A 15,254-nucleotide genomic window follows, 5' to 3' on the forward strand; every position below is an offset into this window, starting at 1 on the left:
ATGTGTGGTATAATAGGCGTGATATCATCAAACGAGAGCAAGAAGCTCTCAGAAATTACGATTTCAGCACTCAAAAGGCTTGAATATAGGGGATACGACAGTGTCGGGGTAGCTTCTCTAGGTAGTAAAGGGATAGAGGTGAGAAAAGCCAAAGGTACAGTAGAGCAAGTCACTGTCAGGAAGAAAATCCCCGATATGTCGGGATATATATTTCTAGGCCATACTAGATGGGCTACCCACGGTGCCCCAACTGACTACAATGCCCACCCGCACACGGACTGTTCGGGCAAAATAGCGGTAATCCATAACGGTACCATAAAGAACTTTAAGGAGCTCAAGGCAGAACTTGAATCGTTGGGCCACAAGTTCACTAGTGAGACGGATACAGAAGTAATACCACATTTAATAGAGGAATTCATGAAGAGGGGGATGGATCCGTTTACTGCATTTAAGTCTGCCATAAAGTCCCTAGACGGTAGCTACGCAGTATTAGGTATAATCCAAGGGGAGAAGAGGATATTCTTCGCAAAGAGAGACAACCCCCTCGTAATAGGTCTCGGAGAAGGGGAAAACTATATAGCTAGTGATATACCTGCATTTTTACCTTATACAAAGAGGATTTTAGTCATATCCGACGGTGAAGTCGGTTTCCTAACTAATTCAAGCGTGTACATAGAGGACTTAAACGGGAATGCCGTTGATATCCATAAGAGGATAAGGATTATAGACTGGGATGTCGAAACAGCTTCAAAAGAAGGTTACCCCCACTTTATGATAAAGGAAATCCATGAGTCACCAAAGGCTGTGAGGGATACTATCTCCAGCTTAGTTTCAGACCTAGATGTAGTGGAGAAAATAAGTGAGGAGATAAGACAAGCTGAAAGGGTTATCATTACGGGTGCGGGAACCAGTTATCACGCAGGGCTTTATTTCTCTCTCTTGTTATCGAGGGAGGGTTTAACCGCGATCCCCCTAGTCGCTTCAGAATACTACAACTTGAAAGGAAGGAAGGGGGACTTAGTGGTAGCAATTAGCCAGAGCGGAGAGACAATCGATGTATTACTGTCTATACGTAAACTTAAGAGTGAAGGTGCTAAAATAGTCTCAATTACTAACGTTATAGAAAGTGCAATAGCGAGAGAAAGCGACTATAAGGTCTACATGAGGGCAGGCCCAGAAATAGGTGTAGCCGCTACAAAGACTTTTACTACCCAGGTCGCAACTCTCCTGTTCTTATACTCTTACACATTCGGTAAAGAGTGGAAATCCTTAAAGGAAGCTGACAAGGAAGTTGAACAGGCTATAAACTTAACGGAAGGTTTTACTAAGAGAATAGGAGAAGAACTATCTAAAAAGGCTAGTGTCTATTATCTAGGAAGGGGGCTTTCACTACCTCTGGCCATGGAAGGTGCACTGAAGATCAAAGAGGTGTCCTATGTACATGCAGAGGCATACCCTGCTGGTGAGAGTAAACACGGCCCTATTTCTCTGGTAGAGAGCGGGTTCCCCGTAGTATTTATTAATGATGGTGAAATGCCCGAATTACTGAAAAATAACGTAATGGAAATGAAGGCTAGAGGGGGTAAAATATTCACAATTAGTGTAAACAAGAAGATAGGAGAGGCTGACACAGAAGTCTTCCTCAGTTCCAAGTTCCCAGTACTCTCAATATCTCCAGTTATACAGTTGATCGCTTATTACGCGGCCGTAAGTAAGGGGTTAGACCCAGATAAACCGAGGAACCTGGCTAAGACCGTTACTGTAGAGTAACATACTTTTTAGGTCTCTTAGAGACAAGTAAGGGTAAGAAAGGCTGTAGAGATAAGGGGTCTTGTGCTTTTATCTCTTTTCGTAACTCATCCGCGGTGTAACTCCTCTGCTCGTTTCCTTTTCGTATCTTCACCGTCAACGAACCGGTTTTAACTTCTCTCTCCCCTAGTAGCACTAGATAGGGGATCCATTCCTTACCTGCCCTAGCAATTTTGGAGCCTAAACCGTCTTCTGTATCATCAATATCTACCCTCGACCCTATCTGTGAGGCCAGTGTTACCGCCTCATTTATAAACTCCCTTTTTACCGGGATTATTCTGACTTGAACTGGCGAAAGCCACAAGGGTAATGTAGGGGGGTTTTCCCTTGACGCATTTAAAAGGTAATAATAGGTGAGTAGGTTAACGTTGATCGTGGAATAGCCCTTATTGCCCTTAGCCCTCACGATATAAGTATTCTTAGAGTCAGTAAAACTATCTGGTATACCGTTGACTTCGCTCTTGGTCTTTACTTTAATGGTCGGTTCCTCATTTATACAAGGGAGCCTCCTCCCAGAAGGAGTTGAATAGGATATTACCATTTCCCCGTTTTCCGGCTCCCCTTCTCCTTCTATTATCACATCTGGCTTAGCTAAGTACCTTAAATACTCGAGTGTAGCCCTCCTCATAAAGGTAGAATGGGGAGAGCTGGAAAAACCAAACTTCTCACAAACCTTAAGTTCCTCGCTCTTCTGGTAGTTTACCTCTCCTTCCCTTATACGCTTTGATAGCTCACTTAAAGGGTGCCCGTAACAGTCTATCATAAACTGTTTATACCACCCGAAAGGTGTCCTATAGACTTCTTTGCCCAGAGCCTTAGACATCTTGTCCTCAAATAACTTGAGCAATGAAATAGCTTGGGCCGGCCTTTCTAAATTGTCTGAAAGGTGGGCATAAGGGTAAATCACGACAGAACTCGCCTTAACGTCGTTGAAGACGCTTACCACTTCGCTCACAGCCTTATCCACTAATTCCTCACTATCACCCTTTTCGATAGTAGTAAATACTACTAGTACGTTTTCCTTTTCTAAAGACGGTATTTTCGGCTCTTCAGGCTCCTTAATAGCCTTCTCCTTGACCGAGAAAGAGAATTTAGATGCGTGGATAAGTAAAAGGATCATACACTTATCTCCTTACCATTTTCAGCAACTTCGACATATATTCCTAACTCTCTCCTAACCTCTTCGGCAAGTTTAGAGGAGCTCGCAGGGTCGCCGTGCACCAGCACCACTTTCTCCAAGTTCCTAGCTGCCTTGATGATCTGTTTGAGTTGCTCTTTCCCTGCATGGCTGGAAAAGTCGAAGAGCTGAAACCTAGCTTTTAACATAGGGGAATACTCATCAAATTTCCCTGTCTCGAGCAACCTCCTCCCTGGAGTATTTTCAGCTTGATAACTTACCAGAAATACGGCGTTCTTCGGGTTGTCGGCTACCTTTTTGAAGTAGTACACGGCAGGCCCTCCTTTGAGCATACCCGCACTGCTTACAATTACACCTTCGCCCCTCGTAGCCTTATTCCTGTTCCCCCACCCTTCAACGTACTTAAAGTTGTCGTAAGCCCTCTTTAAAGCCGGATAATTATTTATGAACTCGGGGTTATGGATCATAAGCTCAGTTATCTCCTTTACCATGCCGTCATAAAATACGGGGTACTCAAGCTTCCTATCAGCTAAAACAGAGAGGATCTCCTGGCTCCTCGAAAGGCTAAACGCCGGCACTAGGACTGTCCCACCTTCTTCTAGTACTTCCTTAGTTGACTCATAGAACTCCTCTTCAACTGTCTTCCTATCGGGGTGGTTAAACCTACCGTAAGTGCTCTCCATTACTAGGACGTTAACGTCCCTCAAGAAGTCCAAGTCAGCCGGGCTTACTAAATGTGTGTTAGTCAAGTTTATGTCCCCCGTGTACGCGATGACATGTTTATCTGTCTTTACCTTAATTATAGCACTCCCCGGTATGTGGCCCGCGTTGCCCAGTTCCAGTTTAAACGAGTCTACCTCGAACTCTTTATAGTAATCAACGGTCCTAAAGTTGTCCATAGTCTTCTTCACTTCTACCCACTCAAAGGGGAGCTTTGCACCAGATAACTTCAAGAAGTCTTTTAACATTATTTCAGTAATTAGCCTCGTTATCCTAGTCCCGTAAACCGGGTAGTTCCCTGAAATCTGGTATAGGGGCAAAGCACCTACATGGTCCAAGTGTGAGTGGGAAACTACAAAGCCTTTAATCTTGCCCGGTGCGTCTTGCAAAGGTAAATTGGGGTTGTCGTTTGGGTCAAAGTTTACTCCGTAATCGAGTACTACTGCCGAACCTCCCTTCTCTACCTCAATAGCCGCTCTGCCTACTTCTTTTCCTCCGCCTAGAATTTTTATTGTGTAATTACTCATTATGCATTAATCTCTGACCGCCAAGCTATTAAGTTTGTTTTACTGAAGTTAATATGTGAAAGTAAAACCTAACCAGTTTAAAAACTTGGAGAGGATGCTGGGGATAAAGACAGAACAGATAGACGCTATTAAGGTCATAATAGAGCTCCAAGACAAGACGTTAGTGATCGAAAACCCTTCAGTACTAAAGATGACACAACAGGGACAAGAGATATACACAGTAATAGGCAGTGCTAAGGAACAAGTTAAAGAGCAGAAAGTAGAAATTAGTGATGAAGACGTGAAGTTCGTGATGGAGCAGACGGGGAAGAGCGAGAACGAGGTCAGGGAAGCATTACAGAAGACAAACGGGGACATTGCACAAGCCATACTCTTACTTACCGGGGGAGAGAATAAGGGGTAAATACCCCGTTTTTATCTTTATGAACCTACTCCCTTGACTTTAGTGAACACATCGAGGAATGGCAAGAAAAAAGCTAGGGAAAAAAGTTAGAGGGGTCAGCCCGAGATGCGTATTAACGGCTCAGATAAACTGTGAAATTTTCTTATTTATACGTGCGGTATTTCTTAGAAACCGTGGTACCAGATATGGACTGTTTACCTAAAGGTAGTGAGGGTTAAATGCCCTTATTTACGTATTTGGATATAAAGATATGAAAGTGACGGCTTTCTACGGTAGAGGGGAATAAATTAAGCCATGCCACTACACCACACCTAAACAGACGTTAAGTCACGTTACATTTATTATGGAAAGGACTATAAGAGCAGTGCAGACGTTATATATACCCCCTCCCCCACGTTCATGACGTGTCGCGGGCGTATGCTTGGTCATCCCGCTAAAGGGGCGGAAAAAGATGAACGAGTGGTATTATCTGTAAAATCCTTACATCTCATGTGTTTTCATTAAATAGGGATATATTATCTATTATTAATAGAAAGATAGCATATATTTTCTGGTTTAGATCATCTGACCCTAAGCATTAAACGTAAAAAATTAAGGTATAAGTACTGAGGAAAGTGTTAGAGGTAATACTCGAGCACAACGATTTTTAATAAACGCTAAACGAGTAATCTCCTTTGACTTCAACAAGGACTAAGTGCTGAGGGTTTAGGCTTAAATTTATTAAGATTTAGTAAAAGCCCAAGTCCCACGAGTAATTCCCCGTAAATTCATCCTGAGTTAAAGGCGCAGCTTTAACACATCTCAGGTTTTATCACGTCCTTGATAATAGCCCTAATGTACAGATGAGAGGGTAGCGGGTTAAGGGTTACAAAGGAAAAATAAGGAGTATCAAGGCAGAATACTTTATACACGATTAACCCTCGTGTCCTACTCTCATCAAGACTAAGGTCAAAAATGGAGAGGTCTTTTTCCATAATACCCTCAAAGGCGTGAGATAGCTGACGTAAATTGTTATAAACTAAGAAGAGTGGACCGGCCGGGATTTGAACCCGGGACCTCTCGGTTTCTTGCCCTAGGTTGCAAGCCGAGCACTCTTCCAGGCTGAGCTACCGGCCCACTCAAATCAGTATAATAATTAACTAGATTTAAGTTTTTCCTAAGCCACTCTACGGTGTTGCTAAAATACTACGTAAATCTTAAACCAATTTTCATTACAACGTTACCCTTAGAAAAGGTAAGTTCAAGACACATCAAAACCAGCATGACATTGATATTAGGACGAGGATTGGGAGTGCCCTATTTTACGTGTTCAGACACCAGTAGGATATATTACTCGTGATAATGAGTACGTTAAGCTATTGATTTTTTTATGATATTCCATCGGTTTCTCCAGTTTTTCTTAAAATCTAGTTTTTAAAGTTCAAACCAAAGAATAAATCACTATCTTATTATCAAAATATTTATAACTATTTACTTAAATTAGCTTATACATCACGGTTTTAAAACCCAACCTCTCTAGAAATCAGATCTGTAATCAAGTACTCTTTATCCTTTCACTCTAAAAACCGCTTACTAAGTTTTAAAGGGCATTACTATGCTCCATTATCCACTTTACCCAACTTAACTCCGACTCCCCTCTTTATCTCCTTCCACCTAGGAATTTTATTTATAAAACATCCTTAGGTGTTTCTAAGGGACTTAATTTCGAAGTGGACCGGCCGGGATTTGAACCCGGGACCTCTCGGTTTCTTGCCCTAGGTTGCGAGCCGAGCACTCTTCCAGGCTGAGCTACCGGCCCAAAGTAATATTACCATAATCGCTAAAAAAGCTTTAGGTCATAAAAGGGTTGGGCCCGCCGGGACTTGAACCCGGGACCACGGCGACCCGAACGCCGCATCCTAGTCCAAGCTAGACCACGGGCCCAATAAGATTAATTCCCCCATTACTTATAGCTTTTTCTATGGACTACCTTATCGAGACACTCGCTAAAAGGATCGCGGGGGACATAAGCTGGAGCGAGTCCCCCGGGGCTTCTATGAGGAAATGGAGGGAAGCCTTCAACATCTCGCAAGGGGAAATAGCGAGGCATATGGGCATTTCCCAGTCTGTTATCGCAGACTATGAGAGGGGGAGGAGAAAGCCCGGTATCGACTTCCTCAGGAAGTTCGTGTCAGCCCTAATAGAGATAGACGGAGAAAGGGGGTTCAAAGTCATCAATGAACTGATCAAGGGCTATACCCTAATGCTCCCTTTTATAGACGACTTGGGGGACTTCCAGTCCCCAGTAGGGGTGGACGAAATCGTGATGGCAATAGACGGGGTAATACCCAACTCTTTTGTCCCGGAGTCCAGAGTCTACGGTTGGGTAATAACTGATAGTATAAAGGCCATAACGAGCCTTAAGGGGCTTGAGTTCTACCAATTGTTAAACTTCATGTTGGGTAGGGTAGTAGTATTTACTAACGTCAGTTCAGGTAGGTCACCCCTGATCGCCTTAAAGATAGCCCCTATTAAGCCCTCGATAATAGTACTCCACAGACCGGTAAAGTTAGACCCTCTAGCCCTATTACTCGCAGAGAAAGACGGCATTACACTGATAGTTTCTACCTTAAAAGACCCTAAGGAAATTAAGGAAAGGATAAGGAAAATTTAGCTAGTCCAATAAAAAGTGGGTACTTGTACGACTTTACCCTGAACTCTGGGGGGTTAAGATAAAAAAATAAAAACTAACTCGCTTAATAAAAAACCTTATCGTTTACATTTTACTTCCTTAGGAATATTACAGCTACTACAGCAGCAATAACTACTATTACTACGATAATAAGTATTGGTAGGAGGCTCAATGTTGTCGTTTGCGAGGTAGAAGGTGGGGTAGGCGGTGGAGTTATCGACACCGAGGAACTAGTGCTTGTTGTTGGTGGTGTTGTGCTTGTTGTTGGTGGTGTTGTAGAGGTATGAGTACTGGTACTAGGCTGTGTAGAGGTTGGTGGTGTTGTGCTTGTTGTTGGTGGTATCGTACTAGTATGAGTAGACGGTGGGCTTACTACATTTACTGTTATAGTAGTGCTGTTCGTGGCACCGTTACTGCTCGCTTCTACTTCTACATGGTAAGTGGCTACGTTACTGAATACGTAACTCAAGGTGTACACCCCGTTATTCATCGTTATATTGACCGGGACCCCGTTAATCGTAGCCGTTAACGTTACACCATACGGGCTGTTAGTAGCTACTTTGATACCGAAAGTCACCGCGGTTCCTTCATACACTGTAATTGTAGGAGATGGACTAATTGTCATCGTACTACCGTTAGGTAATTTTTCAGATACTTGGTTTAGTGACAAGCCTAAGTATATCGGGGTCAAATACACCTTTACCGTCATATTACTGCTTAGTGTTATCACTGTAGAGTTAGCTATGTATTTTAAAGCACTGACTGAGACGTTTACTTTGCTGCCTGTGGGGAGAGTTAGCTGAGTTAACCCTTGAGAGTTTGTAGTATAAGTGTTGATAGCCTGCATAGTGCTTACGTTATACACCGTTACTTTAGCGCCCGGTATCGGTAACCCCGCGGGGGTCACAGCCTCAATAGTTAGTGTGCTAAGGGCTACCGGTTTGCTCGGTATACTTAAGCTCACTGTCCCCGTTGGTGATTTAATCTGGACTTGAGCTTGGTAGAACTGGGGTAACTTCAGTATCACGGAGTCGTTAGAGTACGCCCACGGTATATTAGCCCCGTACACGTTTGCGTTAAACGCTGGGAGAGGCGGAGGGAATATAGAGTAAGTCCCTCCACTAGTATTCGTTAGGGTAATTGTCTGGGTACCGCTTAGAGTAGTTAGTGTTATAGTGTAGGTGTTAGCGAAGGAGAACGGGTAGTTAATTTCTAGATATGTGTTCCCACTTATGTTTTGTGCTTCTACTGTAATGCCGTTCTGAGAATATACTTTCGGAGAAGGTAGTGATGACATTATACCGTAAGAGACGTTGATCAGCACCAGACCGTATACGTAGGATAAGGGAGCACCAGAACTATTTGTGAATTCATGGTAAATGTATATGTAATAAAGCCCCTGCGGTATATCGTTGGGCACTACAAATTCTATTTTTCCGAAAGTGCCGTACGGGCTAGGTGAACAGTAAACTCCTTCATAATAATTATTAGCTAGGTCAGAGACGAAATGTCCTTCTGGTATTAGCGAACCCACCGACGAGCTATAGTTATAATCTACAGTGTAGTAATGGCCTGGGACTGCATTAAACACATATACGTTTTCGCTCCCGTTAATGCTCATGGTCCCAGTTACCGCGTTTTTCAGTTCAGTGACGTTCACGTCAAAAGTCTGCCCGTTAGCTTCTACTTGGTGTACCCCTACTGAAAGGGAAATGGACTCGATCTGGTACGAGTAAGGTTGTAACGTAACCGTAGAGTAGAGGGAGGAGTCTACATACACTGGGACTTGGGCTGGTGTATCTCTACTGTTTATTATGATAAGGTTAAAAGTCGCGGAGCCACTCGACGTCGGTAGCACTATTTGGGGTGTCGAAGCACCTAGCGGGTTGATTGACGAATCTGGAAGCACCGTTATGCCCGTGGTAGAATATATTGAAGGGGACTGCGCTAAGTAAATTGGCAAAGTACTAAAAATAAGTAATATCATTGGTATTACTATCATTAAGCCTATTAGTCTTCTCAACATGTTAGATCAGGTTAAAATAAAAAGGTAAATAAGTTCTTTGGCATATGGTATTATTGACGAGTTTTCAAATGTAAGTATTTATATATATGCATTGTGGTTCATTAAGTAAAAAACTAGCACTCAGCTTAAAATCGGGCTTAATAAGGGAAAAGTAGTTTTAGGGAAAGGATTCACGTCACGTCTTACCCAAAACCCTCAAGTTTCCGAGATTTTTACTTAAATAAAATTATATATACAATATACTACATGCCGTACTCCCAGTTTGAGCGCTAAGCCCCTAAGCGTTTTGCATAAAACAAGGTAAAGACATATAAATAGTGTTTAGGGTAATACTCGATTGGGTCGTTAAAATATTAATCGTGAATTGAAGCATTTTTTCTCAAGTCGGCAAATAACACGTATGCGTCAAATGTTCCATGCAATTAAAATTACAGTATTCCTGTTGTCAGTCCTACTAGCCTTCTTGTATTAATATTGTCCTTATTAACGTAAAATTAACAGCTAAAATATTACCTTGGTAAGACGAATAGAAATTACAAAGGTACGTAAACGACCATCAGCCGCCACAATTTTTTAACAAAAACTATATCATGAATTTACATAAAACTAGGGTTAGATAACACCCTTTAATAGGGATAAAATTACAAGGTTAAAAGTAATGATAGGGAGAATATTTTATACCGACTTAAGGTAGATGTTAGAGTATAATTTTGCTTAATATCAATTTAAGGATATTTCACTTGTTATCCACCTTTATACAGTAACTGTGTATTTAAAGCTTAAAGTCCATAACTATTAAAGAGCTTAGGTTACAAAGTGACCTAAGTTAGCCACGGCCTTAACACTAGTTTTAACCTCTACTTTGTTACAACTCGCAGTATATACCCTATGACCAAGTATATGTTTACGGAATTAAGGAATTCGAGTTAACGGCATACTCTACATAGGTTATAAAGATAGATACTGGATATTTTGGACGCAAATCCTTTTGGAGTCGAATATAGCTATAATTTCTATTACTAGTTACGTAATTTATTAGCTGTAATACGGGCATAAATTTTGTATTTTTACACGCTATATATCTACTTAGATGAGCGCTAAACCTAAAGGATTGAGATGTATACAAGTGTATAAAAGAATTTATAAATAGAGACTACTCCTTTCCCTTAGAAGTGATATGAATCGGACCCTAGGTTTAATCCTATCTACGTTATTTATAGCTTCGATAATAATTGAAGCAAGCCCACTCCTAACATCTATAGTACCACAAGCAGCTACCCCATTGCCTGCAGCCGGACAAATAGGGGCTATATATTTGTCTTCTTATGTTAATGCTAAAGGTATAACATGTTATGTACAGTCTATAATGTACGTAGTTAACGTATCCAACGTAAACTTGACAAAGATAAGTACAAACTTGAATAATGCGATTGCACAATTACTGCAGAGCGTTGCAAATAACGTCCAGATGTACTTCGTAGCTCAAAACGCAGTAAACGGACAAGCTATTCTAGGCCCAGCAGAAGTTACCTTCTACCACGATTTACAGACACCACCAGGGACTACCTATCAGTATTACGTATACTATAACAACGTGTCGAAACTAGTGTTCTTCATGATAGGTGTAGGTTATGAACACCGACACCCCTTAACCCCCCCCTCAACTAACACTACAGTCCAAGTCCCTATTACATTTTTACAGAACTACATACCAGACTTATCAGCGTCCCAAACTTATGTATATAACGTAACCACAGGTACAGTAAACACTGTAGCTAGCGTACATATAAACTACCTATTAACTAACCCTCTTAGTACATTATACGATACTCAAACTGGTAAAGTAGTAAGCGCGTCAACGGGGACTCCTGCTCAGGAAATATGTTCATATCTATCAAGTGAAACTATACTAGAAGAAAATGCTAGCGGCCCAAACCACGTAGAGTATATAGGGTATGCTACATTGTCGAGCTTCACTATAGGGGGTGCTACTCTAGGCCCATACACGAGTAACCAGATAATAATATTCTCTCCGTTAGTATTTGCTACATCCCCATCGCAGTCAGGGTTCTTCAACCCGATACAAGCTAACGGTAACCTAGGCCCTGCATTAGCTTCGTTATCGACTACTCAACCAAAGATATGGGGTAGAGCTCTAATAAACTTCACATTGGTTGACGGCTTACTCAATAACGCACCAGGTAACTTTACGTTCCAGCTTAATTACTCCACACCAGGTCCAGTATCTTTAAGTTTCGCCAGCTTAGGGTATATAGCTTCGCTAGATAACTATCCCAGCACTTTCATGTTTAACGCGTATAACTTCTCTAACGGCTACCACGAGTTCTTCGGAATAATTACGACAAGTAATGATACAACGTTAGGCGGTAAGACAATAAACGCTTCTGGGTACTTTAATGTCTCACATTATGAAGGGAATACTATAGTAACTACAACCTACTATGTTTACCTATTGACCTTCATACCCGGAGTCAAGAATGGTACTGTATCAGAGTACGTCACTAATCTGTATATTCAAGTTCCAGAGATAAAGCCTTATGGTGTTGAGCAAGTTGAAAAAACTCAAGTATATGCTCTTTACAAAGGGTATAAACCTAATACTACAATTGGGAAGTTACCAGTATTTGAGTTCTGTGTACCATATCCTGCATCGACTACATTTACCTCATACTTTAACGGTAAGCAGTACTCGGTCACTATAACCGAGCCAAAGACAGCTACGATAAACTTCTATTCAGCTCTGATCCAGTTAAGGGCTGTGGCGTATGAAGGTGTGTACGAGGTTTCACACGCTTCTTTCCCATACTATTATGGCGGATTATTATCTACTCCACCATCTAATATCTCTGTGACCGGAGAATCTAGTATAGACGCAGAAGGTCACTTGTATAGTTCAATGGCGAATGTGAAAGCTACATTATTCACAAATGCTACTCTAACGTTTAGTAACGTGACTGAAGGTAACTTCAGCTTCAATGGCTTATTACTGACACCTGCGTACGCGTACATAAACGGTACCTCTGCAATGGGATATATTCTATCAGCAGTATATGAGACCCCATCTGTGTTATCCGGCTTCAATGAGTACGAAGTAGCAATAACCGGTACTGAAGAGCCCTTCATAGCAGAGATGTATAATAATCTCCCTGAGATGTACGGCTTTACTCTATTACCTTACTTCCAGTTAACATTAAGTGCACCTACCGTCCCAGCTACGACCACCGGTACCGCACCTCTATTCGTAGAGTTATCAACTGTACCTCAGTACGCATATATAGAATTAGTTGACTTCGGCTTATGGACTAATGAGACCAGCGTAGTAGTTACTGCATACAACGCTGAGAGTAACACGCTATCAGCCAATAAAGGTTACTTCTATGCTGTAGTAATACCGCCTAAAGTCTATATATCACCTGTAACTCCGTCAGACTTTATATGCCAGAACTATGCTACTCTAAGTATATATGACCCCGACGCTATACTAGATCCAGGGTATCCGGCAGGTACGTTTACTTATACCTTACCTTATGCTTTGAACTACAATAATAAGCCGGTCAGTGGGCCAGTGATATTGTACAGTGGGACTATATATCCAAGTGGGACTGCAATAAGCTCCAGTACAGTGTATAAATCTTCCGGTGTGTTCCCAGTAGGGTATGTTAATGGAACGAAAGAATATCTTTCATTATCTCCAGAGGTGTGCTACTCCCCCCATAACAATCCTAATGAACCGTATGAGCCAACATACTTAGAGGCTTACGTATATGCTACTGGCCAGACTACACAAATCTATGCTACTGGAATTACTAATCCAACTTTGGCTATAGCATCTTATGGGTTACAGTACTTTGGTAGTAATAACCCAACCGTTAACTACTACTTTGAGCAATCACAAGTAAAGACCGTGAAGATTAGCGGGATGGTATACAATTACTCAGTACCGTTCTACGGTATAGCAGGACTAAACGTGTCATCGATAATTTCAGGTGTAATCACACCAGCGAACATGAATGTCTTACCTGGTAGCAGTGGACAAGTAGGTTACATAGATCTCACACCTCAAGCTGCGTTGCCACCTGTTCCATTCCCAGGAGCTGCAACACCTAACATTACTGTACAGTTATATGTAAGGTACCAGACTGACTTAGCGTCTGTTGGTACTGTAACTGTGAACGGTACCTATGTAGGGCAAGGTCCGGGTATATACTTAACAGTCCCCAATGGCTCATTCGTCAACAGCGGCTTTAGTATATTATATGAGACTACTGACTATGCTGTATACCATGACTTCCAGTCGACAGGTGCGTACAAGGACATAGCAAGGATGACAGTCCCCAACGTAACTGACGAGTTCTACATACCCGGTAACGTAATTCCGTTATATGCTACATATGCAAACCTAGTACTGTTAGAACCGTACTATGGCTCAACACTGCCAACATATCTAGCAATAGGTAGTGTAAATAACTTACTTGACTTACAGTGGGTGTCTAGCACATATGAATTAGTCAATGTCCCGGCAGTATCTCAGTTACTAGGGTACATGTTCTCTATTAAAGTCACGTATCCAAATGGAACTACAGTATCCATAATACCATCGTTCAGTAACCTGACCACACTATTCATATCTCTAGATGGACAGCAGCAGCTATACTGTAATGGCACATATGACTTTGAGCTCAGTATAGCGGGTCTAGTTAAAGTACTGCACACAACTGTCCAGGCACTGAACGGTAGCAACTTCACAATATCCTACCACGACTACATAACCGGTGAGACTTTAACCGCTACTGCGAAGTTAGAAGCTCTACAAGGAATAGCTCCGATAGCTATCCAGCCCGGTGAGGTAGAGTTCTTCTTAACAGCCTATCCGTTCTATCCGATACCCACGTTTGCACCTCCATGGTTTATTGCTGAGAACGTATCATTCCAGCCTCACTTGTCAATATCTGATAAACAGTATGCACAATCTGCAGTGTCATCAGTATTGTCCTTAACACTAAGCAACATAACCGTAGTGACTGGCAATACTGTAGGACCAAAGTACATGGCTATGGTATACTACAACGCTACAAGCGGGCAAACGGTAATTATGAATGTATATGGTGTAAAGACTATGGTATCTGGTGATGTAGTTCCAACACTGGTTGAAACTGCTCCTGCTAGCGGTGTATTCAACGGTACTATACCCTTCGTCATAATAGCTAACAATACTATAGTGCCAGTGAAAGAGGTGAGCAATACTACCGTATATACGAACGGAAGCTTAGGCATAATAATTGCTGGTAAGACATACGTACTAGGCCCAGCTGGATACTTCCTGTTACCATCAGTACCATATAAGAACATATCAGTAGGATTTAATGCGAAAGTTTACGTGACAGTGTCTGACCCGATACAGAGTGTAACCTTCAATACCTCCTTAGAGCCAATTAACTTCACTCCGATTAGGTTAGCACCATTCAGTGTACCTCCGGTAGTTCCTATACCTCATGCACCTAAGTATGTATATGAGTACAACCAGTCCCTAGTGATAACTCCAACAGATCAAGTCGTAAAGATATATGTGACTAGCGTGATTCCGTACCCGTTAGAGTTCCAGATAGAAGCACTAGTGTATCCAGCTCAAGAGTTCAATGTGTCTATAGGAGCTCCTGAACCCAGCGCACCGTTAGTCTACTACTCGTACCAGGCTGTAGTAGCTAAACCAGCATTAGGGATAGGCACTCCAGTACCTAACTTGCTGGTCTACGTACAGCTTAACGGTATTGCGTCACTACCACCAGGGAAGTATGTAATAGTGCTATTTGCAGTGCCATACGCTGGCGGTCCTGCCCTATCAGAATACCCAGTATCACTAATATTCACTAACGTCAACGTCACAACTTAAAGCGGGGATCGTGGATAAAAGTTAAATCTTGTTTTTTAATATCTTTTTA

Annotated in this window: 7 protein-coding genes and 3 tRNA genes; 4 read left to right on the plus strand and 6 right to left on the minus strand. The window is 41.9% G+C overall.

The window, feature by feature from the left end; all coding sequences use genetic code 11:
* The gene (gene glmS / locus KN1_RS02975) at nt 1-1,770 is read left to right on the plus strand and encodes a glutamine--fructose-6-phosphate transaminase (isomerizing) (RefSeq protein ID WP_221289346.1); all 1,770 of its coding nucleotides are present in this window, start codon (nt 1-3) and stop codon (nt 1,768-1,770) included.
* Here glmS and KN1_RS02980 read toward each other — a convergent pair.
* Both KN1_RS02980 and KN1_RS02985 read right to left on the minus strand, forming a co-directional pair.
* Complete coding sequence (locus KN1_RS02980; RefSeq protein ID WP_221289347.1) at nt 1,757-2,929, minus strand: threonyl-tRNA synthetase editing domain-containing protein; 1,173 nt, start codon at nt 2,927-2,929, stop codon at nt 1,757-1,759. The genes glmS and KN1_RS02980 overlap by 14 nt on opposite strands.
* The gene (locus tag KN1_RS02985) at nt 2,926-4,194 is read right to left on the minus strand and encodes an MBL fold metallo-hydrolase (RefSeq protein ID WP_221289348.1); all 1,269 of its coding nucleotides are present in this window, start codon (nt 4,192-4,194) and stop codon (nt 2,926-2,928) included. Before KN1_RS02985 ends, KN1_RS02980 begins: the two co-directional genes overlap by 4 nt.
* Nucleotides 4,195-4,288: 94 nt before the next feature.
* Between KN1_RS02985 and KN1_RS02990 the strand changes: the two genes are divergently transcribed.
* Nucleotides 4,289-4,597, plus strand: a complete 309-nt coding sequence (locus KN1_RS02990) for a nascent polypeptide-associated complex protein (protein WP_258712643.1) — start codon at nt 4,289-4,291, stop codon at nt 4,595-4,597.
* 1,028 nt (nt 4,598-5,625) lie between these two features.
* Here KN1_RS02990 and KN1_RS02995 read toward each other — a convergent pair.
* The 3 genes from KN1_RS02995 to KN1_RS03005 all read right to left on the minus strand — a co-directional run bounded on the left by KN1_RS02995 (nt 5,626) and on the right by KN1_RS03005 (nt 6,520).
* A tRNA-Ala gene (locus KN1_RS02995) sits at nt 5,626-5,713 on the minus strand.
* Nucleotides 5,714-6,307: 594 nt separating this feature from the next.
* Nucleotides 6,308-6,395 (minus strand) — tRNA-Ala (locus KN1_RS03000).
* A gap of 49 nt (nt 6,396-6,444) precedes the next feature.
* A tRNA-Pro gene (locus tag KN1_RS03005) sits at nt 6,445-6,520 on the minus strand.
* Nucleotides 6,521-6,557: 37 nt separating this feature from the next.
* Between KN1_RS03005 and KN1_RS03010 the strand changes: the two genes are divergently transcribed.
* Complete coding sequence (locus KN1_RS03010; RefSeq protein ID WP_221289350.1) at nt 6,558-7,250, plus strand: helix-turn-helix domain-containing protein; 693 nt, start codon at nt 6,558-6,560, stop codon at nt 7,248-7,250.
* A 109-nt stretch (nt 7,251-7,359) separates the two neighbouring features.
* Here KN1_RS03010 and KN1_RS03015 read toward each other — a convergent pair whose 3' ends face one another.
* On the minus strand, nt 7,360-9,294 hold the full coding sequence (locus tag KN1_RS03015; RefSeq protein ID WP_221289351.1) for a hypothetical protein: 1,935 nt from the start codon (nt 9,292-9,294) through the stop codon (nt 7,360-7,362).
* A gap of 1,177 nt (nt 9,295-10,471) precedes the next feature.
* Here KN1_RS03015 and KN1_RS03020 point away from each other — a divergent pair.
* Nucleotides 10,472-15,205, plus strand: a complete 4,734-nt coding sequence (locus KN1_RS03020; RefSeq protein ID WP_221289352.1) for a hypothetical protein — start codon at nt 10,472-10,474, stop codon at nt 15,203-15,205.
* Nucleotides 15,206-15,254 lie beyond the last annotated feature (49 nt).

It is taken from the genome of Stygiolobus caldivivus, assembly GCF_019704315.1.
GTDB lineage: Archaea > Thermoproteota > Thermoprotei_A > Sulfolobales > Sulfolobaceae > Stygiolobus > Stygiolobus caldivivus.